Source organism: Streptomyces sp. 2A115, from assembly GCF_052245575.1.
In the GTDB taxonomy this organism is placed as follows: Bacteria; Actinomycetota; Actinomycetes; order Streptomycetales; family Streptomycetaceae; genus Streptomyces.
The window spans coordinates 29,905-52,841 of the sequence record NZ_JBQQCG010000084.1; the positions used below are offsets into that span (position 1 = coordinate 29,905).

The 22,937-nt window shown below is 71.1% G+C and carries 19 protein-coding genes; 12 read left to right on the plus strand and 7 right to left on the minus strand.

Annotation, left to right across the window (positions count from 1 at the left end):
* Window positions 1-241 precede the first annotated feature (241 nt).
* Window positions 242-1,774, minus strand: coding sequence for a leucyl aminopeptidase (locus ACTWQR_RS44670; protein ID WP_443233040.1), 1,533 nt, complete (start codon window positions 1,772-1,774; stop codon window positions 242-244).
* 284 nt (window positions 1,775-2,058) lie between these two features.
* Here ACTWQR_RS44670 and ACTWQR_RS44675 point away from each other — a divergent pair, with 284 nt between their 5' ends.
* From ACTWQR_RS44675 to ACTWQR_RS44690, 4 genes are all read left to right on the plus strand, one after another.
* Window positions 2,059-4,101: a hypothetical protein gene (locus ACTWQR_RS44675; RefSeq protein WP_443233041.1), complete on the plus strand. Its 2,043-nt coding sequence runs from the start codon at window positions 2,059-2,061 to the stop codon at window positions 4,099-4,101.
* A 132-nt stretch (window positions 4,102-4,233) separates the two neighbouring features.
* Window positions 4,234-5,754 carry a GT4 family glycosyltransferase PelF gene (gene pelF, locus ACTWQR_RS44680; RefSeq protein ID WP_443233042.1) on the plus strand — a complete coding sequence of 507 codons (1,521 nt, stop codon included), beginning with the start codon at window positions 4,234-4,236 and terminating at the stop codon, window positions 5,752-5,754.
* Window positions 5,751-7,289, plus strand: coding sequence for a hypothetical protein (locus ACTWQR_RS44685; protein WP_443233043.1), 1,539 nt, complete (start codon window positions 5,751-5,753; stop codon window positions 7,287-7,289). Before pelF ends, ACTWQR_RS44685 begins: the two co-directional genes overlap by 4 nt.
* A 25-nt stretch (window positions 7,290-7,314) precedes the next feature.
* The gene (locus ACTWQR_RS44690) at window positions 7,315-7,959 is read left to right on the plus strand and encodes a spherulation-specific family 4 protein (RefSeq protein ID WP_443233044.1); all 645 of its coding nucleotides are present in this window, start codon (window positions 7,315-7,317) and stop codon (window positions 7,957-7,959) included.
* A gap of 129 nt (window positions 7,960-8,088) precedes the next feature.
* On the opposite strand, the gene ACTWQR_RS44695 is transcribed toward ACTWQR_RS44690, so the two are convergent.
* A complete protein-coding gene (locus ACTWQR_RS44695; protein WP_443233045.1) occupies window positions 8,089-8,928 on the minus strand; it encodes an adenosylcobinamide-GDP ribazoletransferase in 840 nt (279 codons plus the stop codon).
* A gap of 78 nt (window positions 8,929-9,006) precedes the next feature.
* Here ACTWQR_RS44695 and ACTWQR_RS44700 point away from each other — a divergent pair, with 78 nt between their 5' ends.
* Window positions 9,007-9,774: a hypothetical protein gene (locus tag ACTWQR_RS44700; protein WP_443233046.1), complete on the plus strand. Its 768-nt coding sequence runs from the start codon at window positions 9,007-9,009 to the stop codon at window positions 9,772-9,774.
* Here the strand turns inward: ACTWQR_RS44700 and ACTWQR_RS44705 are convergent.
* Both ACTWQR_RS44705 and cobT read right to left on the minus strand, forming a co-directional pair.
* Window positions 9,711-9,968: a hypothetical protein gene (locus tag ACTWQR_RS44705; protein WP_443233047.1), complete on the minus strand. Its 258-nt coding sequence runs from the start codon at window positions 9,966-9,968 to the stop codon at window positions 9,711-9,713. The genes ACTWQR_RS44700 and ACTWQR_RS44705 overlap by 64 nt on opposite strands.
* Window positions 9,969-10,139: 171 nt before the next feature.
* Entirely contained in the window at window positions 10,140-11,258 is a 1,119-nt protein-coding gene (gene cobT, locus ACTWQR_RS44710; RefSeq protein WP_443233048.1) for a nicotinate-nucleotide--dimethylbenzimidazole phosphoribosyltransferase, read from the minus strand.
* Window positions 11,259-11,451: 193 nt separating this feature from the next.
* Between cobT and ACTWQR_RS44715 the strand changes: the two genes are divergently transcribed.
* On the plus strand, window positions 11,452-12,588 hold the full coding sequence (locus tag ACTWQR_RS44715) for a class I SAM-dependent methyltransferase (protein ID WP_443233049.1): 1,137 nt from the start codon (window positions 11,452-11,454) through the stop codon (window positions 12,586-12,588).
* A gap of 90 nt (window positions 12,589-12,678) precedes the next feature.
* On the opposite strand, the gene ACTWQR_RS44720 is transcribed toward ACTWQR_RS44715, so the two are convergent.
* Window positions 12,679-13,878, minus strand: coding sequence for a bifunctional adenosylcobinamide kinase/adenosylcobinamide-phosphate guanylyltransferase (locus ACTWQR_RS44720; protein ID WP_443233050.1), 1,200 nt, complete (start codon window positions 13,876-13,878; stop codon window positions 12,679-12,681).
* A 272-nt stretch (window positions 13,879-14,150) separates the two neighbouring features.
* Here ACTWQR_RS44720 and ACTWQR_RS44725 point away from each other — a divergent pair, with 272 nt between their 5' ends.
* On the plus strand, window positions 14,151-14,363 hold the full coding sequence (locus ACTWQR_RS44725) for a hypothetical protein (protein ID WP_443233051.1): 213 nt from the start codon (window positions 14,151-14,153) through the stop codon (window positions 14,361-14,363).
* Between the two features lie 132 nt (window positions 14,364-14,495).
* On the opposite strand, the gene ACTWQR_RS44730 is transcribed toward ACTWQR_RS44725, so the two are convergent.
* Entirely contained in the window at window positions 14,496-15,197 is a 702-nt protein-coding gene (locus ACTWQR_RS44730) for a class I SAM-dependent methyltransferase (protein ID WP_443233052.1), read from the minus strand.
* Between the two features lie 83 nt (window positions 15,198-15,280).
* On the minus strand, window positions 15,281-15,907 hold the full coding sequence (locus ACTWQR_RS44735; RefSeq protein WP_443233053.1) for a DUF3043 domain-containing protein: 627 nt from the start codon (window positions 15,905-15,907) through the stop codon (window positions 15,281-15,283).
* A 277-nt stretch (window positions 15,908-16,184) separates the two neighbouring features.
* Here ACTWQR_RS44735 and ACTWQR_RS44740 point away from each other — a divergent pair, with 277 nt between their 5' ends.
* The 5 genes from ACTWQR_RS44740 (at window position 16,185) to ACTWQR_RS44760 (ending at window position 22,912) form a co-directional block, all read left to right on the plus strand.
* A complete protein-coding gene (locus ACTWQR_RS44740; RefSeq protein WP_443233054.1) occupies window positions 16,185-16,979 on the plus strand; it encodes a PspA/IM30 family protein in 795 nt (264 codons plus the stop codon).
* A 49-nt stretch (window positions 16,980-17,028) separates the two neighbouring features.
* Complete coding sequence (gene pspAA / locus ACTWQR_RS44745; protein ID WP_443233055.1) at window positions 17,029-17,307, plus strand: PspA-associated protein PspAA; 279 nt, start codon at window positions 17,029-17,031, stop codon at window positions 17,305-17,307.
* Between the two features lie 250 nt (window positions 17,308-17,557).
* Window positions 17,558-18,943 (plus strand): sensor histidine kinase, encoded by a 1,386-nt coding sequence (locus ACTWQR_RS44750; RefSeq protein ID WP_443233061.1) that lies wholly within the window; start codon window positions 17,558-17,560, stop codon window positions 18,941-18,943.
* On the plus strand, window positions 18,940-19,623 hold the full coding sequence (locus ACTWQR_RS44755; protein ID WP_443233056.1) for a response regulator: 684 nt from the start codon (window positions 18,940-18,942) through the stop codon (window positions 19,621-19,623). Before ACTWQR_RS44750 ends, ACTWQR_RS44755 begins: the two co-directional genes overlap by 4 nt.
* A 166-nt stretch (window positions 19,624-19,789) precedes the next feature.
* Window positions 19,790-22,912 (plus strand): efflux RND transporter permease subunit, encoded by a 3,123-nt coding sequence (locus tag ACTWQR_RS44760; protein ID WP_443233057.1) that lies wholly within the window; start codon window positions 19,790-19,792, stop codon window positions 22,910-22,912.
* Window positions 22,913-22,937 lie beyond the last annotated feature (25 nt).

Here is a 22,937-nt window from a genome sequence, read left to right on the forward strand (position 1 = left end):
TGGGGCCCTGTCCTGCCGAGAACCCATCTTCGCACCTGTCGGTGCCGATCGAGACGCCGGGCCGGTGTGTGAGATACCTCTTTCCAAGGCTCGGTTCGTCTCCGGGGCGCAAAAGGCTGTGTCGAGAGGCCGATCGTGCTCGGCCCTCCTTCGTCGGGCACTCCGCGCGATCGGCCTCTCGACACAGGCGCCCCCCTTCGGCTCACTCGCCGACAGGGCGCCCTCTGCTCAGCGAACCGACTCAGCCCAGGTCGCCCGACGCCGTCAGCTCGGCCAGCCGAACCAGAGTCCGTACAGCCGACCCCGTACCGCCCTTGGGCGTGTAACCGAACGGGCCCTGCTCGTTGAACGCCGGTCCCGCGATGTCGATGTGGGCCCAGGTGATCCCCTCGCCCACGAACTCCTTCAGGAACAGACCGGCGACCAGACCGCCGCCCATCCGCTCGCCCATGTTGGCGATGTCGGCGGTGGGGGAGTCCATGCCCTTCTTCAGGTGGTCCGGCAGAGGCATCGGCCAGGACGCCTCGCCGACCTCGTCGGCGGCCTCGACGACCGCGGTACGGAACGCGTCGTCGTTGGCCATCACGCCGAAGGTGCGGTTGCCGAGGGCCAGCACCATGGCACCCGTCAGCGTCGCCACGTCGACGATCGCGTCCGGCTTGTCCTCGGAGGCCTTCCACAGCGCGTCGGCGAGGACGAGACGGCCCTCGGCGTCGGTGTTGAGGACCTCGACGGTCTTGCCGCTGTACATGCGGAGCACGTCGCCGGGGCGGGTGGCGGAGCCGGAGGGCATGTTCTCGGCCAGCGCCAGCCAGCCGGTCACGTTGACCTCCAGGCCGAGACGCGCGGCGGCGACGACCGCTGCGAAGACCGCCGCCGCGCCGCTCATGTCGCACTTCATCGTCTCGTTGTGCCCGGCGGGCTTGAGCGAGATGCCGCCCGAGTCGTAAGTGATGCCCTTGCCGACGAAGGCCAGGTGCTTCTTCGCCTTGGAGGAGGTGTACGACAGCTTCACCAGGCGGGGCGCGGACGCGGAACCGGCGCCGACGCCGAGGATGCCGCCGTACCCGCCCTTCTCCAGCGCCTTCTCGTCGAGCACCTGCACCTTGATGCCGTGCTCCTTGGCCGCGGCCTGCGCGACGGCCGCGAAGGACTCGGGGTTCAGGTCGTTCGGCGGCATGTTGATGAGGTCGCGGGCGCGGTTGAGCTCCTCGGACACGGCGGCGGCGCGCTCGACGGCCGCCTTGTACGCCTTGTCGCGGGGCTTGCCGCCGAGCAGCGCGACCTCGGCGAGCGGGGCCTTGGCGTCCTTGCCGCTCTTGCCGTTCTCCTTGTAGGTGTCGAAGGAGTACGCGCCCAGCAGCGCGCCCTCGGCGACGGCACCCGCGTCGGCGGCGTCCGCGATCGGCAGGGCGAACGCGGCCTTCTTGCTGCCGGCGAGGGCGCGGGCGGCGGCACCGGCCGCGCGGCGCAGCGTCTCGCCCGAGAACGACCCGTCCTTCTCGGGCTGCGCACCGAGACCGACCGCCAGCACGAGCGGCGCCTTGAAGCCGGACGGCGCCGGCAGCTTCGTCACCTCACCCTCGCCGCCGGAGGCGCCGAGGGTCTCCAGAACGCCGGCGAGCCTGCCGTCGTACGCCTTGTCCACGGCCTCGGCGCCCGGTGCGATGACCAGGTCGCCGGACTTGGAGGCAGTGCCCTTGGCAACACCGACGACGATCGCGTCGGCCCGCAGGCCGGACGCCGCGGCGGTGCTGAGAGTGAGAGCAGTCACGGTGGTGAAATCTCGCTTCCATTGAGTTGCTGTGGCCGAGAGGGGTGAGGTCGGCCGGGGGCGGAGGAGTGCCGGGCACGAGCCTACGCGCGGTGCCGGGTTTCGCTCATTCCAGCGGCCGTTCATCCCTCCGTGGTGCCCTGATCACTTATCACCCCTCACCCCTTATGACCTGAGTCACACTCCTCTTGTTTCCGGTGAGTGTCCCGCTCGCCGCTTTGCATGATTTCCATGGGTCCTCCTCGAATTGACCACAGGGGGATCCATCAGGGGGAGGAGCCGGTATGGCGCAGAGTGCGCACAGATGGAGAGACGCGGCCGCTGTTCTGGCGGCCGCCGGTCTGCTGGGGCTGGGGCTGGGGACACCCGGCGCGTCCGCGGCGGAAGAGCCGCGCATCGACCTGAAGGTTCTCGTCGTCGACAACGGTGACAGCCCCGTGGAGGCCATCACGGAGGAGCTGAGGACCACCGGCATCCCGTACACAACCGTTGATCTCAACGACGCGGACCGACCGGCCATCACCGAGGCGTTCCTGAGCGAACCCGCTGACGGCGCCGGCGGCGTCCCGCGCGCCAGGTACCAGGGCGTCGTGCTGCCCAACGAGGCGCCGTTCGGCCCGGGTTCGGCCGAGCAGACCGCCCTGGAGACGTACGAGCGGACCTTCGGCATCCCGCAGGTCGACGCCTACACCTGGGCGCACCCCGGAGTCGGCCTCGACTACACCGACCAGGGCGGCTGGTCCGGCACGCTCGACGGCCGCGAGGCGGCGGTCACCACGGCCGGGCAGGCGGGCTTCTTCGGCTACCTCGACGGGCCGCTGACGTTCGAGGACAACTCGCCGTCCACCCAGGAGAGTTACGGGTACGTGGCGCGGCCCCGCGAGGGCTTCACCAGTTACGTCGACCTCGCCGTGCCCGGTGGGACCGGCCGCGGCAGCCTGGTCGGCGAGTACGCGCACGACGGGCGGCGCGAACTCGTGGTGACGTTCGCGTACAACCATCACCAGCAGCAGTTCCGGGTACTCGCCCGTGGCATCGTCGAATGGCTGACCCAGGGCATACACCTCGGGCAGAGCAGGAACTACTTCTCGGTTCATGTCGACGACGTCTTCGCGCCCGACGGTCGCTGGGACACCGAACGCAACTGCACGCCCGGCGACTTCGACTGCGCGGGCGGTGACGGCGAGGGGACCACGCCGATCCGTATGACGGCGGCCGACGCGGTGTACGCCGCCCAGTGGCAGCGGACCAGTGGCTTCACGCTCGACATGGTCTACAACGCGGGAGCGGGGGAGGAGTGGAAGAGCGAGAACGGCGGCACCGACGCGCTGACCGACCAACTCCTCGCGGACAAGGCCGAGTACCGCTGGGTCAACCACACCTACACGCACCCCTTCCTCGGTTGCGTCCAGGACACCAGCACCGTGCCGTGGAGCTGCGCGAAGAACGCGGACGGTACGACCCAGTACATGAGCCGTGCCGAGATCTCGGCCCAGATCCGCGACAACCAGCGGTGGGCGGACAGCCACGGACTCCAGGTAGACAGCACCGAGTTGGTGACCGGCGAGCACTCCGGCCTCAAGACCCTGCCGCAGCAGCCGGACGACAACCCGAACCTCGCGGGCGCCCTCGCCGACAACGGCATCAAGTGGACCGGCTCCGACAACTCCCGTGAGCCGCAGCAGCGTTCGGTGGGCGACACGCTGACCGTGCCCCGCTACCCGATGAACGTGTACTACAACGTCGGTACGGCCGAGGAGATGACCGACGAGTACAACTGGATCTACACCTCCGCGGCCGACGGCGGCAGCGGCGTCTGCGAGAACAACCCCACCTCGACCTGCCTCGACGACCCGCTGGACACGGCGACCGGCTTCGAGTCGTACATCGCCCCGCAGGAGGCGCGCATCGCTCTCGGGCACGCCGTGAGCAACGACCCGCGCCCGCACTACGTGCACCAGTCCAACATGGCTGAGGACCGGCTGCTCTATCCGGTCCTGGACAAGGTGCTCGCCGACTACCGCGCCCTCTACGCCGACAACACTCCGCTGGAGAACCCGCGGCAGAGCGCCATCGGCACCGAGCTCCAGCGCCGCGCGGCCTGGCAGCAGGCCGTCGCCGACGGTGACGTCACCGCGTACCGCGTCGGCACGACCGTCACCGTCACCGCCCCGTCCGGGACGCGGATCCCGGTCACCGCACCGGAAGGAACACGCAAGCAACTCCTGCTCGGCACCGCCGTGTTCGGCACGCCCTACGCGGGAGAGCGCACGGCCTGGACCACGCCGGAAACTCCGCAGACCGCGGTCACGCTGAATCTGCCGTAGAAGGAGCGCCCCGTAGAGGAGCGCCCCGTAGGGGCGCGGGGAACTGCGCGCCCAGCCACGACGAGCCCGCAGTCGGGGTCAGGCCCGCAGTTCCCCCTACAACATCCGCATACTGGGAGGAACCGCGTAGCGATGCGCACCGGCCGTCATGTCACCATGCTCACGGAGGGCACGTATCCACTGGTCCACGGCGGGGTCAGCACCTGGTGCGACCAGCTCGTGAAGGGGATGCCCGAAGTCGAGTTCAACGTCGTCTCACTCTCCGGCAGCGGCCGCGAACCCGTCACCTGGGAGCTGCCGCCCAACGTCTACCAGCACACGACCGTGCCGCTGTGGGGCACCAGGCCGGGATCCCGGCGGGCGCCACGCGGCCGGGCCCGCCGCGGCTTCATCGACACCTACGAGCGGTTCCTGCTGTCGTTCCTCGACCCCGAGGCGCACTGCGACTTCGGTGAGGCGCTCTACGAACTGGCCCGGCTCGCCCGCGACGGACAGCTGACGGCGGCCCTGCGCACCGAGGCCGCGCTGCGCTCGCTGATGTGGATCTGGACCATGCCGCACCTGCCGACCGCGCAGGCCCGGCCCACCGTGCACGACGCGCTGACGGCGACCGACCTGCTGGAACACGCGCTGCGCCCGCTGGGCGTGCGCCTGCCCGAGGAGTCCGTCTCGCACGCCACCGGCAGCGGCCTGGCCACGCTTCCGGCTCTGGCGGCACGGGAGTTGGACGGCACGCCGTTCCTGCTCACCGAGCACGGCATCTATCTGCGCGAGCGCTACCTCGGCTACCGCAGCGAGGCCCAGCGCTGGCCGGTGAAGGCCCTGATGCTCGGCTTCTACCGCGAACTCAACACCCTCGGCTACCAGGCCGCGGACCTGATCACCCCGTGCAACCAGTACAACCGCCGCTGGGAGGAACGAGGCGGCGCCGACCCCGACAAGATCCGTACCGTCTACAACGGCGTCGACCCGCACGCCTTCCCGCACGCGGGCCCCGAGCCCGACGTGCCCACGCTCACCTGGTGCGGCCGCGTCGACCCCATCAAGGACCTGGAGACCCTGCTGCACGCGTACGCGATGGTGCGCGCCGAACTCCCTGACACCAGGCTGCGGCTGTTCGGCCCGGTGCCGCCCGGGGGAGAGGCGTACAAGACCCGGCTGGAGAAGCTCGCCGCCGAACTGGGCGTCACGGACGGACTCACCTTCGAGGGCCGCATCAGCGAGGTGTGGCGCGCGTACGCGGCCGGGCATGTAGTGATGCTCTCCTCCATCTCCGAGGGCTTCCCCTTCTCGATCATCGAGGCCATGTCGTGCGGGCGGACCACCGTCTCCACCGACGTGGGCGGAGTCGGCGAGGCGGTCGGCGACACCGGCCTCGTAGTGCCGCCGCGCGAGCCGGAGAAGATGGCCGCCGCCGCGCTCGTCCTGCTGGGGGACGACCAACGACGCCTGGAACTCGGTCAGTTGTCCCGCCAGCGCGTCATCGACCGCTTCACGCTCCGCCGCTCCGTGGACGCCTTCCGGACGATCTATCAGGAGCTGGCGGGCCTGCCCGAGGTGTACGAACCCACCCTCGAGACCGTCGCCGACTGGACCCTCGAACTGCGCGACCCCTGGTACGAGGCCGTCGCCACGGACGGAACCGGCTGGTGAGCGGATCGATCCGGATGCCGCCCGGCACGCGGCCCGACACCCTGCCCCATGTGCCGCGCCAGCGCCGCCCCAGCTGGGCGGCGCCCGACCCGATGGACGAACTCGCCACGCGGCTCGAGGAGTTCATAGCCGCCGCCGTCCACCCCGACGAGATAGCCGCCCTCCTGGAGTCCGACGGCCTGTCGGACGACCAGATACGCGAGAAGTACGGCTGCAAGGACTCCTTCTCGCTCGCCGAGGAACTGTACGAACGCGTCGAGCGCCGCCATCCCGAACCGGCGGGCCCGGCCCACGACCCCTGGCGCACAGGCCTGCTGGGCTGCCTCCTCAGAGGCGTCGTCTTCGCACTGCCCGGCCTCGGCTACGTCCTCGGGGCGCCCCTGCTGGCAGGCCCGGAGGACGGCTTCGGCCTTCCCGCCGGTACGGTGCCGCTGCTGGCCGGCGCCCTGTGCGGCTGGACCTGGAACCAGGGGCTCGCCCACCGGGCGTACTCCTGGCTGGGCCTCGGCGACAAAGCGGCCGCCCGCCGCTCCCTCCTCCTGGGGGCTCCGGCCGGCGCCCTGCTCGGCTCCCTCGTCGCCCTGGCCTTCGCCCCCGGCCACCTCGGCGCGGTCGCCTTCGCCGCCGGCCAGTCCGGCTACCTCGCGGCGGCCACCGTACTGCTGGTCATGGGCCGCGAACGGGCCCTGCTCGTCGCCCTGTTGCCCATGGCGGCCGGTGCTCTCCTGGAGTTGGTACACCCGGTCCCGGACGCCGTGAGACTGGCCCTGCTGATCGTCTCCCTGGCCGCCGTCGCGACCCTCGCCGTCCTCGAAGTCGGCCCGGCCGTACGGCAGTCGGGGGAGGACGGGACGCGGATCAGCTGGTCGGCGGGGTTCGCGGCGCTGCTGCCGTTCGGCGGCGCCCGGCCCGGCGCCCCTTCCGGCAGTCGGCCGCGCACCGCCGGGCCCCGGCTCGCCGGATCACTGCCGTACGCCTTCTTCGGCCTCGGCAGCGGCGCGCTCGTCGTGTACGTGGCGCTCGGCGACGTCCTGGCCGACGCGGACGCCAACGCCGCGGTCGCCGCACCGGCCGCCGTGGCGCTCACCCTGAGCATGGGGCCCGCCGAGTGGCTGCTCTACCGGTTCCGCAGCGGAAGCCTCGCCGGACTGCGCTCCAGCAGTACGTCCCGCGAGTTCTGGCGGACCACGGCGGTCACCCTCGTCCGGTGCCTCAGCGGCTACCTCGCCGCACTGTTCCTGCTCAGCGTCGCCACCGCCGCGCTGTGGCCGAAGGCACCCGGCCTCGACGGCGTCCGGCTCACCGCGCTCCTGCTCCTCGGCACGGTGCTCTGGACCGGCCTGCTGCTCCAGTCGTTCGGCGCGGTCCTGAGCGCCGCCGCCGTCTGCTGCGCCGCGGCGCTGGCCCAGACCGCGGCACTGCTTGCCGACGTGACGGACCCGCACATGGTCGGCCTCGTCGTGTACGGCGCGGCGGCCGCGGCGCTGGCGTCCCTGGTCTGCGGGCAACTGGGGAGGGCGACGGCCCACCGATGACCGGACCAGAGACCAGTGAGCACCTATGAGCGCGCTTCTCGTCCCGTACTACGAGCACCCGTCCGTCCGCCCCGCCGAATGGGACGCGATCGTCGCGGCCGCGCCCCGCCTCTACGGAGTCGTGCTGAACCCGGCCAGCGGCCCCGGCGAGCGCCCAGACCCGGCGTTCGCCGAGGTCGCCGAGCGGCTGCGCGCGGCGGACGTACGGGTGCTCGGGTACGCCGACACCGGCTACGGCCGCAGACCCCGCCCCGACGTCGTCCGCGACCTGACCCGGCACCGCGACTGGTACGGCGTGGACGGCGCCTTCCTCGACCAAGTCTCCTCACGACTCGGCGACTTCGGCTACTACCAGCGCCTCGCCACCGCCGCCTGGGGCGCGGGTTGCACGACCCTCACCCTCAACCACGGGGCGCCCCCGCACCCCGCGTACGCCCGCCTCGCCGACGTCCTCGTGACCTTCGAGGGCACCTGGGACACGTACCGCGGCCTGCGCCCCGAGCCGTTCACCGGCGGCCGCACCCGCCTGTGCCACCTGGTCCACGGCGTGCCACCCGGCGCCCGGGTCGGCGAACTGGCCCACGCGCGGGGCGCCACGGTCCACTGCGCGGTCCCAGGGAGCGGCGACCACCCCTGGGGCACGCTGCCGCATGCCTTGCAGGCGGGCTGAGCGGACTTGGGCAGTTCTTCGAGTGCGGGCGGGTGGGGGCTCGGGGCGCAGCCCCTACTTTTCAGGGGCGCGGGGAACTGCGCGAACAACCCCCACCGGCCCGCACTGTGCACACAAACCCTCGGACCCTCACCAAAGAGCCAGCACCACCAGCGCCGCGGTAGCGGCAGTCTCAGCCAGCCCCCCGAACACGTCACCCGTGACCCCGCCGAACCGGCGCGTGCAATGCCGCAGCAGAAGCTCGGCGGAGCCGCACGCGGCAAGCACGGCCAGCACACCCAGGACGAGGCCATACGTCCCGACCACCGCACCCATGCCCGCCGCGAGGGCGGTGACAAAGGCGGCCACCAGCAGAGCCCCCCGCAGGGGAACCGTGCCCGCGACCGCCGCCCCCAGCCCGTCGGGCCGAGCAGCCGGCACGCCCACGCGGGCCGCCAGCGTGAGCGCAAGCCGGGCCACGGTGGCCGAAACCAGGGCCGCCAGCGCACCCCGCGCCCACGAGGACCCGTACGCCTCGGCAAGCGCCGCCACCTGCGCGAACAGCACGAACACGAGAGCGATGACACCGAACGGCCCGATATCCGACTGCTTCATGATCCGCAGCGCGTCCTCCGCGGGCTTGCCGCTGCCGAGCCCGTCGGCGATGTCGGCGAGGCCGTCGAGATGGAGGCCGCGCGTCAGCGTGGCCGGTACGGCGGCGGTGGCCACGGCCGCGAGCAGCGGGCCCGCGCCGAGGAGCAGCAGGAACAGGCCCAGCGCGGCGGCGAGGAGACCCACCGCCAGCCCGGCGACGGGCGCGCACAGCATCCCGGCGCGCGCCGCCTCGCTGTCCCAGCGGGTCACCTTGACGGGGAACACGGTGAGCGTGCCGAAGGCGAAGCGGAGGCCGTCGGTCCAGGGGGCGCCGGGAGTTCCGGGCGCGGGCTGGAAGGGGGGCTGACGCGGGGGCTGGGGCGGGGTCGTGGACATCGGCGCAGGTTACCCGGCGGCCCGAACGGCCCATTGCGGCAGCCATGGATAAGCGGCATTCATGGATAAAGTTCACACATGGGTCATTGGTGGACACGGAACGTCATCGAGCCGGGAAAGCTGCCGCTGCTGCTGGCGCTCGCCTCCTTCGTGCTCACCTTTGTGATCACCCGGGTCGTCGTCCGGATGATCCGCGCGGGCAAGGGCCCCTTCGGCAACGTCAAGGCCGGCGATCTGCACATCCACCACGTCGTCCCCGGTGTCCTCCTGACCGTGATCGGCGGCTTCGGCGCGGTGGCCAGTGGCGGACACGGCTTCGGCGCGGGCATCTCCGCCGTGCTGTTCGGGATGGGCGCGGGTCTGGTGCTCGACGAGTTCGCGCTGATCCTGCACCTCGACGACGTCTACTGGAGCGAGGAGGGTCGTAAGAGCGTCGAGGTCGTGGTGGTCACGGCGGCCCTGGTGGGGCTGATGCTCAGCGGTTTCCTGCCGTTCGGTGTCAACGACCTCTCCGAGGAGGAGCGGCAGAGCCGTGGGGGCGTCATCGTGAGCGTCGGGGTGAACTTCCTCCTCGCCCTGCTGGCCCTGAGCAAGGGCAAGGCGCGCATGGCGATCTTCGGCGTGATCGTCCCGCTCGTAGCCCTGGTCGGTGTGATCCGCCTGGCCCGCCCCGACTCGCCGTGGGCCAAGCGCTTCTATCGCAGGCGCCCGCGCGCCCGGGCCAAATCCAGGTTGCGCGCCTACCACCACGACCGCCGCTGGTCGGGGCCCCGGCGCAGAATTCAGGAGTTGATCGGCGGCAAACCGGACCCGGAACCCGCCCGTTCCCTGTCCGGCCGCCGCTGACACAGCGCGGAGATCCCGCACACCACGAGCACCGCCGCGATCGCGGCCAGATGCTCCTTGCCCGCGAGGTTCTCCTTGACGAGCACCTCGGCGACCATCGCCGCGACGACCACGCCCGCGGTGACGTACGCCCCGTACCGCCGGCCGACGAAGACGGCGAGCCCGACCACGGCCGCCGACGGCCCGGTGTCCACGACCCGCGCGTCCGACGCGGGCAGCCCCAGGAGGGCTTGTCCCGTTGAGAGGCGGCTGCGGGTTGTGGGGGCTGGTCGCGCAGTTCCCCCGCGCCCCTTACGGGGCGCCGGCCGCCCCCGCCCCCGCGGCGAGACGGTGCTGTTCGGCCGTGCCGAACTCACCGCACGCGACTACTCCCGCTCCGCCACTTCCTCCGACCCCTTCTCCGGCTCCCCGGGGCCCTCGTCCTTCTCCGGCTCGGGGGCCTCCGCCTCCGGCAGCTCCGCGGCCAGTGCCGCCGCCGCCTGGACCAACGGCAGCGCGAGCAGCGCTCCGGCGCCCTCCCCGACCGTCACCCCGTGATCGAGCAGCGGCTCGAGTGCCATCCGGTCGAACGCCTTCGCCTGTGCGGGCTCTCCGCTGTTCTGCCCGGCGATCCACCAGTCCGGCGCCCGGAAGGCGACCCGCTGCCCGACGAGCGCGCACGCGGCCGAAACGACCCCGTCGAGAATCACCGGAGTCTTCCGAGCCGCGCTCTGCAGCAGAAACCCGGTGATCGCGGCAAGATCGGCCCCGCCCACGGTCGCCAGCAGCTGCAGCTGATCCCCGAGGACCGGCCGGGCCCGCCGCAGCGCGTCCCGTACGGTCGCGCACTTGCGCATCCAGGCAAGGTCGTCGATGGCGCGTCCGCCACGCCCGGTGACGACCGACGCGTCGGTCCCGCACAGCGCCGCGACCAGCACGGCCGCGGCGGTCGTCCCCCCGACGCTCACATCCCCGAGTACGACGAGATCGGTCCCGGAGTCGGCCTCCTCGTCCGCGACGGCGACCCCCGCGCGGAACGCGGCCTCCGCCTCCTCGATGGACAGCGCGTCCTCCAGGTCGATCCGCCCGGACCCACGCCGCACCCGGTGCCGCACGACCTCGTCGGGCAGGCTCTCCGGCTCGCAGTCGAGCGCCATGTCCACCACCCGCACGGGTACACCGAGCCGCCGGGCCAGGACCGACACGGGGCTCGCGCCGTCGAGCACGGCCCTTACCAACTCGTCCGCGCTTCCCGAGGGCCGCGCGGAGACCCCCAGTTCGGCGACCCCGTGGTCACCCGCGAACAACACCACACGCGGGCGCTCGATCGCCCGCACCGGCACGGCGGACTGCGCGGCCGCCAGCCACTCACCGAGTTCGTCGAGGCGCCCGAGTGCCCCGGGCGGCACGACCTGCCGCTCCCGGCGTGCCTCGGCGTCACGGCGCACGCCACCGTCGGGGCGCTCGATCAGATCGGTGAAGTCGTCGAGATTAAGCGAGCTCATTCGCCGAACAGTACCGGCAGCGATCGGGCCCGGTGCCTGACGGGCGGGCAGTACGAGGCAGGGCTCTTCGGCCCCACTCGCCTCATGCGTTCCGGTTTGCTGTGGCTTGTCGTACCGGTTTGTATCGGTCTGTAACGGCCCATATCTGCATTTACAGGTAGTACCGCGTCGGACCCGCAGGAGCAGACAGACCATGCCGCCCACACCGCCCACACCCCCCACATCCCAGGCCGTCGCCCGGCGCCGTGCCGCGTACCTCAGTGAACTCGCCCAGGGCACCGACCACTTCCACGAACCGCGCAGACCCGACTGCCCCTGGTGCGGTTCCCGTCGGCTGCGCACCCGGCTGCGCACCCCGGACCTGCTCCAGCACAAGCCCGGCACGTTCGTCGTCGACGAGTGCGAGGACTGCGCCCACGCCTTCCAGAACCCCCGCCTCACAGCCGAGGGCCTGGCCTTCTACGGCCGGGACCTCCACGACGGCCATGAGGGTCACGAGGGGCAAGCGGGCCAGGCGGGCCAGGCGGGCCAGGCGGGTTTCGCCGCGCGGATCCTGCGCGTCCGCGCGGGCCGCAGACGCCACGAGGCCGCGGCCCGCGCCATGCTCCCGTACCCCGAGCCCGAGAGCTGGCTGGACGTCGGCACCGGCCACGGCCACTTCCCGGCGACGGCCAAGAAGATGTACATGTACACGGCTTTCGACGGGCTCGACCCCACCCCGCGCGTCGAGCACGCGCGGGCGGCGGGCCGGATCGAGGAGGCACACCGCGGCCGGCTGCCCGACCTGGTCGACCGGCTGCGCGCCCGCTACGACGTCGTCAGCATGTTCCACCACCTGGAGCACTGCCCCAACCCGCGCGAGGAACTGCGCGCCGCGCTGGCCGTGCTGCGCCCCGGCGGGCATCTGCTCATCGAAGTCCCGGACCCCGACTGCGCGTTCGGCACTCTGCTCGGCAAGTGGTGGGTGTCGTACGGCCAGCCGCGGCACCTGCACTTCATGCCGCTGCGCAACCTCCTCGACGAACTCGACGAACTCGGCTGCACGGTCGTCTCCACCGACCGCCGCGAGCCGCACATCCCGTACGACCTGACCGGTGCCCTCGCCCTGGCGATCGGTAACCGGCTGCCGGGCGGCGACGAGCCCTGGCGCCCCGGCCCGCCGACCGACCTCCAGCGCACACTCCGTACGGCCCTGACGCGGGCCACCACCCCCCTGCTGGTCGCCGCCTTCTCCGTGGACCACGCCCTGGCCCCACTCCTGCGCCGCACCCGCTTCTCGAACGCGTACCGGATCATCGCCCGCAGAAACACCGACGTGCCGACTCCCTGATCATCCGGCCGTTGACCAGCCCTTCCCCCAACCCTTCCCCAACCCGTCCTCCAGCCCTCCAGCCCTTCAGCTCTTCAGCTCTTCAGCTCTTCAGCTCTTCAGGGTGAGCGCCTGCCCCGCCACCACCAGCAGCACGTGCTCGCACTCCGTCGCGAACGCCGCGTTGAGGCGGCCCAGTTCATCGCGGTAGCGGCGGCCGGACGGGGTGGCGGGGACGATGCCGGAGCCGACCTCGTTGGAGACGGCGACCAGGGTGCGGCGGGTCTCGCGGACGGCGGCCGTCAGCTCCTCGACGCGGGCCCGCAGGGCGCGCTCGCCCCCGCCGCCCCACTCGTCGTCGTCCCACGCGTTCACGGAGTCCATCGCGTCCGTCAGCCACAGGGACAGACAGTCGATGAGCAGCGGCGGCCCGTCCTCCTTGAGGAGGGGTACGAGGTCACAAGTCTCGGCGGTACGCCAGGACCCGGGACGCCGCTCGCGATGGGCGTGCACCCGGGCCGCCCACTCCCCGTCCCCGTTCCGTGCCCCGCCCGTCGCCACGTACAGCACATCGGGGAAGGCCTCCAGACGCCGCTCGGCCTCCACCGACTTGCCGGAGCGCGCCCCGCCGAGGACCAGCGTCCGGCGCGGTACGTCCGGCACGTCCTCGTACACCCCCACGATCAGCGTCGAGCCGTCCGGCACCGCCCGCGCCCCGGCGGCCGCGAGCCGCCGCCGTAGCTCCGTGCCCGGTGGCACGTCGTGGTCGAGGTGCACCGCGATCACATCCGTGGCGGGTCCGACGGCTCCCGCCACCCGCAGCCGGGCCAGCGCGTCCGGCCGCCCGACGACATCGGCGACCACCATGTCGTACGTCCCGGTCGACTCGTCAAGCCCCGCGGGCGCCGCGCCCGGCGGCAGATACAGCAGCCGCTGCCCGTCGGGGCCCGTGACCGCGTACCCCGTCCCCGGCGCGTCCATCGGCACCGCCCGCACCCGATGGCCCGTCAGCAGTGCCAGCTCCCGCCCGTCCGGTACGCGCCCCGGCTGCGGCAGCCCCGCCGGCACCTCGACGGCGGGACCGTCATGCGGATGCGACAACAACACCTGCCGCACACCACCCAACGACCGCCCGGCCCGAGCCGCCGCGAACGCGGCCCCGGGCGTCAGATCCAGCAGCAGTGTGCCGTCCACGAGCAGCGCGGCAGCCGCCCGAGCGTCAACCCCCAGCGCCACGGCACAGGCCGCACACGCGCAATCGGGCCGGGGTACCCCCGCAGGAGCACCGGTACCAAGCAAAGTCACTTCCACAAGAGCGATTTTCCCGCGTCCCCGACCGTCGTGCCCGCCCGAGCCCTCACAAGGGCCGCGAGAAACGGCGCGACAACCCCAACACCACCCGCACATGCCCCAGGACAACGGCGCCCCACAAGGGGCGCGGGGAACTGCGCGACCAGCCCAACACAACCCGCACTCAACACAACACAGTTCTCGACCTGCACCTTTGAACACCGCACAACCAGCGGAGCGCCTAGGCTTCACGCAAGAGCCCGATCTTGCTCGGTACTTTTTGGGAGGCTGACATGGCGGCATGGACGTGGCGGTTCGAGAAGGCCGACGGGGCGGAAGTCCAACCCACGGTCCAGCCCGAGGAGTTCACCACCCAGGGCGACGCGGAGTCCTGGCTCGGCGAACACTGGAAGGCACTGGCCGACGGGGGAGCGGACCAGGTCCGGCTGTTCGAGGACGCCACGGAGATCTACGGCCCGATGAGCCTGCACGCAGAGGCCTCGTAAACGTCGTAGCCCTCGTAACCCGTACGTGTGGGGGTCACGGCCGTACGGACGACCGCGGCCCCCCTCGGCTCCAACCGGCTACCGATCGCGCCAACCGGCTACCGATCACTTCGACCGGGCACCGCTGGCGTCTCAGCCACGTACTCCGCAAAGATGCAGCAACGCCGCCACCCCGCGATAAGGATCAGTCCGCCCGGCCCGCTCCTCCGCGGCCAGCAGCACATCCACGTCATCCGGAACCGCCGCGTCGTCGGCGGCCGTATCCGTGAAGACCCGCACCCCGTACCAGGCGTGCAGCGGCGCCCCGATCCCGGCAAGCGTGCCGGTGAGCGCGTCGAGCCGGTCCGCGCGTACGTCGACCCCGAGCCGATTGGTGTACGCGGTGCCGTCGAACGAGGCCAGTGCCTCCGCCCAGTCACCCGCGAGCCCCGGCCGCATGGCCAGTGCGTCGGCATTGCGCACGAGCAGCGACAGCAACCCCCCGGGCGCCAGCATCCGCGCGAGCCCGGCCAGCAGCGCGTCGGGATCCTCGACGTACATCAGCACGCCATGGCACAGCACCACGTCGAAACTGCCCGGCAGAAAGTGGACCCCGGTGTCCCGCCCGTCGCTCTCGACGAGCCGCACCCGGCCCCGGATCCCCTCCGGCTCGGTGGCGAGGGCCTCACGGGCCGCGGCGATCATCCTGGAATCCTGTTCGACCCCGGTCACCTGATGCCCGGCCCGGGCCAGCCGCAGAGCCTGCGTGCCCTGGCCCATGCCCACGTCGAGCACCCGAAGCCGCTGCCCCACGGGGAACCGCCCGGCTATCTGCTCGTCGAGCTGCCGGGCCACCAGTTCCTGCCGTACGACATCACGCAGTCCGCCCAGCTTGCTCAGCCAGGAATCCGCCGCGCCTCCCGCGAAAGATGCCGCGCTCAGGGCCGCTCTCCGCGCTTGACCTGCGGCTTCGGCAGCCGGAGGCGACGCATCTGGAGGCTGCGCATCAGCGCGTAGGCGACCGCGCCGCGCTTGGGCTCGTCCGGGAAGCGCGCGTTGATCTGCTTCTTCAGGCGGATCGCGATGCCGATCGAGTCGGCGATGATCAGCACGATCACGAAGAGCCACAGCAGGAGCGCGACGTTCTGCAGCTGCGCGATCCGGACCATGCTCAGTACGAGGATGACCACGGCCATCGGCAGGAAGAACTCGGCGATGCAGAACCGCGAGTCGATGAAGTCACGCGCGAGCTTCCGCACCGGACCCTTGTCACGGGCGGGCAGATAGCGCTCGTCCCCGCTGGCCAGCGCCTGGCGCTGCTTCTCCATCTGGGCACGGCGGTCGCTGCGCTGTCGCTTGGCGGCCTCCTTGCGGTTCGTCGGCGTATTGGCCACGCTGCGGCGCTGGCCCTGGGCCTCGCTTCGCTTGGGCGTGGGCCGACCCTTGGGGGCCTGCGGGTCACGGGTCTGAGTGGAGTCGGTCATCGACGCCTTGTCGGCGTGGGCCTTCTCATCCTTGGCACGGCTACGGAACACAAAACCCAAGGGTACGGGGTGCGGAGGCATGGACCCCAGCCGAGTGGGGAACGATCCGGCAACACCGGTCGTCTGTACTGGGACAGAGGAGCCTGAAAAGGGTGGCGGCCCGCGATTTTCCCGGCAGACCCCGGGACGATCCCGGGGGTACACCTACTCCTTACGCCGGAGCGGGGTCGTACGCAGTCGTCCTTGGGGATGAGCGCATCCGTCCCCGAACAGTGCGGTAATGGATGCAGGGCCCGTACTGTGGGTTCTGTTGCAGTCGCTGGAGCTGGAGTCCGTCAGAAGGGGGCGCGCGAAGCCCATGAGCGGTGTCATGAAGCGTATGGGGATGATCTTCCGCGCGAAGGCGAACAAGGCCCTTGACCGGGCCGAGGACCCGCGCGAAACCCTCGACTACTCGTACCAGAAACAGCTGGAGCTGTTGCAGAAGGTGCGCCGGGGTGTCGCCGATGTGGCGACCTCTCGCAAGCGCCTGGAACTGCAGCTGAACCAGCTCCAGAACCAGTCCACCAAGCTGGAGGACCAGGGCCGCAAGGCGCTCGCGCTCGGTCGTGAGGACCTGGCCCGGGAGGCGCTGTCGCGCCGTGCCGCGCTCCAGCAGCAGGTCACCGACCTGGAGACGCAGCACCAGACCCTCCAGGGCGAGGAGGAGAAGCTGACCCTCGCGGCCCAGCGACTCCAGGCCAAGGTCGACGCCTTCCGTACGAAGAAGGAGACCATCAAGGCCACGTACACCGCCGCCCAGGCGCAGACCCGGATCGGCGAGGCCTTCTCCGGCATCTCCGAGGAGATGGGCGACGTCGGCATGGCCATACAGCGGGCCGAGGACAAGACGGCGCAGCTCCAGGCTCGTGCCGGGGCCATCGACGAGCTGCTCGCCTCCGGCGCCCTCGACGACTCCTCCGGGCTGGCCAAGGACGACATCCAGAGTGAGCTCGACCGGCTCTCCGGGGGTACGGACGTCGAGCTGGAGCTCCAGCGGATGAAGGCCGAACTGGCCGGCGGCTCCTCGTCCCAGCAGGCGATCGAGGGCGGCCAGGGCGAGACTCAGTCCCAGCAGCAGCCGCAGGACACTCCGCGCTTCGACAAGCAGTAGCCGTAGACGAGTAGCTGTAGACGACGGGTCCCACGCCTAGGAGGGCGTCATGATCGTACGGATCATGGGGGAGGGACAGGTGGAGCTGGCCGACAGCCACTTCATCGAACTGAACAAGCTGGACGACGAGCTCCTCGCGGAGGTGCAGTCCGGCGACGAGGAGGGCTTCCGGCGCACGCTGGGGGCGCTCCTCGACGCGGTACGCCGGCTCGGCGCACCACTTCCCGACGACGCCCTGGAACCCTCCGAACTGATCCTCCCGTCGCCGGACGCGACGCTGGAGGAGGTTCGAGAGATGCTGAGCGACGACGGTTTGATCCCGGGCTGAGAAGCGTTCCCGTCGCATCTCCAGCCCAGCCCAGGCCTGCCCAGCCCAGGCCTACTCAGCCTGTCCGGCGTTTGAGGACGAGGCCGTTCAGGCCGAACAGCGGGGGTCTGGGGGCGCAGCCCCCAAAGAGCGGCACACCAACGCCGACCAGCCCTCCCGGCCAAGAGGTACAGCCAGCCCCCGTTCCGCCCCCTGCAAGGGCCCCGTACCGTAAACAGGCGTGAGCACACTGGAGCGCGCCCGGTGCCGGATGCGGGCACACCCACTGGTGGTGGACGGAGCCCTGGCGGCCGGCGTCCTGGCGTGCATGGTGGTGGCCTCGTTCGCCGAACCGAACGGCCCGCACGGCCCGACGTGGGGCACTCGAACCCCGGACGCACTCGGCCTCGCCCTGATGCTGCTGGCCGCGATCGCTCTGGCCTTCCGTCGCCGCCAGCCCATGAGGGTCCTCGCCGTGACGGGCGTCGTATCCGTCACCGAGTTCCTGACCGCTGATCCCAGAGCCCCCGTCGCGATGGCCGCCGTCGTGGCCCTCTACACCGTGGCGTCGACGACCGACCGCCCCACGACCTGGCGGGTGGGCCTGCTCACCATGACGGTCCTGACGGGAACCGCGATGCTCGCCGGCCCTCTCCCCTGGTACGCGCAGGAGAATCTCGGCATCTTCGCCTGGACCGGCATGGCCGCCGCCGGAGGCGACGCGGTCCGCAGCCGCCGCGCCTTCGTGCACGCCATAAGCGAGCGCGCCGACCGAGCGGAACGCACCCGCGAGGAGGAAGCCCGTCGCCGCGTCGCCGAGGAGCGCCTGCGCATCGCACGAGACCTGCACGACGTCGTCGCGCACCACATCGCCCTCGTCAACGTCCAGGCCGGAGTCGCCGCGCACGTCATGGACAAGCGCCCCGACCAGGCCAAGGAGGCACTCGCCCACGTCCGCGAGGCCAGCCGCTCCGCGCTCAACGAACTCCGCGCCACCGTCGGCCTGCTGAGGCAGTCCGGTGACCCGGAGGCCCCCACGGAACCGGCCCCCGGCCTGCACCGCCTCGACGAACTCGTCGGCACCTTCCGCAACGCGGGCCTCCCCGTCGAGGTGGCCCGCACCGACCAGGGCACGACCCTTCCCGCCGCCGTCGACCTGGCCGCGTACCGCGTCATCCAGGAAGCCCTCACCAACGTGCAAAAGCACGCGGGCCCGGAGGCGACGGCCGAGGTCAGCGTCGTACGCGTAGGACCGAACGTGGAGATCACCGTCCTGGACAACGGGCCGGGCGACGACGCGGCGGCCCGGCTGGAGGAGAACGGCGGGCACGGGCTCCTCGGCATGCGCGAGCGGGTCACCGCGCTCAGCGGCAGCTGCACCGCCGGACCCCGATACGGAGGCGGCTTCCGGGTCCATGCGATCCTGCCGGTCAAGACCAGTACCGGAAGCACTGCATCCACGAGCACGACACCCACGAGCACGGGGTCGACGAGCAAAACATCCACGAACAAGACATCCACGAGCACGGCAGCCAGTACTGCGGCGTCCACGACCAAGGCGTCCACAACCACCACATCCACGACCACCACGTCCACGACCACCGAGTCCCTGACCACCGAGTCCACGACCAAGGCATCCACGGGGGACCCCGCATGACCATCCGCGTCCTGCTCGCCGACGACCAGGCCCTGCTGCGGAGCGCGTTCCGCGTCCTGGTCGACTCCGAGCCCGACATGGAGGTCGTCGGCGAGGCCTCGGACGGCGCGGAGGCGGTGCGGCTCGCACGCGACGAACGGGCCGACGTCGTGCTGATGGACATCCGCATGCCGGGGACCGACGGTCTCGCCGCGACCCGGCTGATCAGCGCCGACCCCGGCCTAACGCACGTACGCGTCGTGATGCTGACGACCTTCGAGGTCGACGAGTACGTGGTCCAGTCGCTGCGGGCCGGAGCCTCCGGCTTCCTCGGCAAGGGCTCCGAGCCCGAGGAACTGCTCAACGCCATCCGGGTCGCCGCGGCCGGCGAGGCGCTGCTGTCGCCGGTGGCCACCAAGGGGCTGATCGCCAAGTTTCTCGCACAGGGCGACGGCGATGACCACGACCGGGACCCCGCCCGCGCCGAGCGCCTCGAAGCGCTGACCGTCCGGGAGCGCGAGGTCCTCGTCCAGGTCGCCGGCGGGCACTCCAACGACGAGATCGCCGAGCGCCTGGAGGTCAGCCCACTCACGGTGAAGACTCACGTGAACCGGGCCATGGCCAAGCTGGGAGCGCGTGACCGGGCCCAACTCGTGGTCATCGCGTACGAGTCCGGCCTGGTACGCCCAAGGGTGGAGTGAACTCCACCGGAACGTACTGCGCTCGCGGTACGCGCCGTATAAGGAAACGGGACCTGGGGGCGAGGGTTCGGGCCGGGCCGGTGGCTCAGGGTGTAGGGGTGGGCGCTCACATGTGCCCCGTATGCCCTTCCTGCCGCTCCAGCCACAGAAGAGAGAACCGCAACCCATGTCCTGGCTGTCCAGGTTCAGCCTCGCACAACGGGCCCTCATCGGGCTGATGTCGATCATCGCGCTCGCCTTCGGGGCGATAGCCATCCCGCAGCTCAAGCAACAGCTGCTGCCCACCATCGAACTGCCCATGGTGTCGGTCCTGGCGCCGTACCAGGGCGCGTCCCCCGACGTGGTCGAGAAGCAGGTCGTCGAGCCCATCGAGGACAACCTCGAAGCGGTCGACGGGATCTCGGGCGTCACGTCGACGGCCAGCGAGGGCAACGCCCTGATCTCGGCGTCCTTCGACTACGGCAACAACTCCGACCGGATCGTCGCCGACGTCCAGCAGGCCGTGAACCGGGCCCGCGCGCAGCTCCCCGAGGACGTGGACCCGCAGGTCGTCGCCGGTTCCACGGACGACATCCCCACCGTGGTGCTCGCCGTCACCTCCGACAGGGACCAGCAGGCCCTCTCGGACCAGCTCGACCGCACCGTCGTCCCCGACCTGAAGGCCATCGACGGGGTCGCCCAGGTCACGGTCGACGGCGTCCAGGACCTCGAGGTCGCGGTCACGCCCGACGACGCGAAGCTGGCGAAGGCGGGGCTGACCTCCGTCGCGCTCGGCCAGGCCCTCCAGGCGGGCGGCGCGACCGTCCCGGCCGGCTCCTTCGACGAGGACGGCAGAAACCGCACCGTCCAGGTCGGCGGCGGCTTCACCTCGTTGAAGCAGATCCAGGACCTGATGGTCACCGGTGAGGGCGCGGGCGCCAAGAAGCCCGTACGCCTCGGTGACGTCGCCGCGGTCGAGGAGGAGCCCGCCAAGGCGGAGTCCATCACCCGCACGAACGGCAGGCCGAGCCTCGCCGTGTCGGTCACCATGGACCAGGACGGCAGTGCGGTCGCGGTCTCCAACGAGGTCGACGACAAGCTCGCGGACATGCGGAAGGACCTGGGCTCCGGCGCCACTCTGACCGTCGTCAGCGACCAGGGCCCGGCCGTCTCCAAGTCCATCAAGGGCCTGACCACCGAGGGCGCGCTCGGTCTGCTCTTCGCGGTCCTGGTCATCCTGGTCTTCCTGGCGTCGGTCCGTTCGACGCTGGTCACCGCGGTCTCCATCCCGCTGTCGGTCGTCCTCGCGCTGATCGTGCTCTGGACCCGCGGCGAGTCGCTCAACATCCTGACGCTGGGCGCCCTGACCATCGCCATCGGCCGCGTCGTCGACGACTCGATCGTGGTCCTGGAGAACATCAAGCGGCACCTCGGCTACGGCGAGGAACGCCAGGAGGCGATCCTCAAGGCGGTCAAGGAGGTGTCCGGCGCGGTCACGTCCTCGACGCTCACCACGGTCGCGGTCTTCCTCCCCATCGGTCTGACCGGCGGCATGGTCGGCGCGCTGTTCGGCTCGTTCTCACTGACGGTGACGGCGGCCCTGCTCGCCTCACTGGTCGTCTCACTGACGGTCGTACCGGTGCTCTCGTACTGGTTCCTGCGCGCCCCCAAGGACGTGCGCGGCGTCGACCCGGAGGAGGCACGCCGCAAGGCCGAGGAGAAGGAGGCGCGCAGCCGCCTCCAGCGTTTCTACGTTCCCGTCCTGCGCTTCGCCACCCGGCGCAGGCTCACCAGCGTGGCGATCGCGGTGGTGGTCCTCATCGGTACGTTCGGCATGGCACCCCTGCTGAAGACGAACTTCTTCGACCAGGGCGAGCAGGAAGTCATCACCGTCAAGCAGGAGTTGAAGCCCGGCACCAGCCTGGCCGCGACCGATGCCTCGGCCGAGAAGGTCGAGAAGATGCTCGGCGGAGTCAAGGGCGTCGAGGACTACCAGGTGACGGTCGGCTCCTCCGGCTTCATGGCCGCGTTCGGCGGGGGCACGGACACCAACCAGGCCTCGTACACGGTCAGGGTCGCGGACTCGGCCTCGTTCGACGACGTCCAGGACGGCATCGAGGAGGGGCTCGGCAAGCTCTCCGGAGTCGGTACGACGACGGTGGCGGCCGGTGACGGCTTCGGCAGCCAGGACCTGAGCGTCGTGGTCAAGGCCGCCGACGGCGAGGTGCTGCGCGAGGCCGCGGAGGAGGTACGGGACGCGGTCGCCGGGCTCGACGACGTCACGGACGTCACGAGCGACCTCGCCCAGTCCGTACCGCGCATCTCGGTCAAGGCCAACTCCGAAGCGGCGGCGGCCGGTTTCAACGACACGACCCTCGGCGCGGCCGTCACCCAGGCGGTGCGCGGCACCACCAGCGGCAAGGCGATCCTGGACGACACCGAGCGCGATGTGGTCGTCAAGTCGGCGAAGCCGGCGCAGACGCTGGACGAGCTGAAGGACCTGAACCTCGGGGCCGTGGAGCTCGGTGACATCGCGACGGTGGAGATGGTCGACGGCCCGGTGTCGATGACCCGTATCGACGGCCAGCGCGCGGCCACCATCACGGCGAAGCCGACCGGCGACAACACGGGTGCGGTCAGCGCCGACCTGACGTCGAAGCTCAACTCGCTGAACCTGCCGGACGGGGCCACGGCCGACATCGGTGGTGTCTCCGAGGACCAGGACGACGCGTTCGCGAACCTGGGCCTGGCGATGCTGGCGGCGATCGCGATCGTCTTCATGCTGCTGGTGGCGACCTTCCGGTCCCTCATCCAGCCGCTGATCCTGCTCGTCTCGATCCCGTTCGCGGCGACGGGCGCGATCGGACTGCTGGTCGTCACCGGTACGCCGATGGGCGTCCCGTCGATGATCGGCATGCTGATGCTCATCGGCATCGTCGTCACGAACGCGATCGTGCTGATCGACCTGATCAACCAGTACCGCGGGCAGGGTTACGGCGTCGTCGAGGCTGTGGTGGAAGGCGGCAGGCACCGTCTCCGCCCGATCCTCATGACGGCCCTGGCGACCGTCTTCGCCCTGCTTCCCATGGCGCTGGGCATCACCGGCGAGGGCGGCTTCATCGCCCAGCCGCTGGCGGTGGTGGTGATCGGCGGTCTGATCACGTCGACGCTCCTGACCCTGCTCCTGGTGCCGACGCTCTACGCGATGGTCGAACTCCGCAAGGAGCGGCGGGCGAAGAAGCGGGAGGCCAAGCGGGCGAAGAAGGCGGAGGCGTCCGCGCAGTCGGAGCCGGAGCCCGCGGGCGTGTGACGGTCTGACCCGCACAGCCTGATCC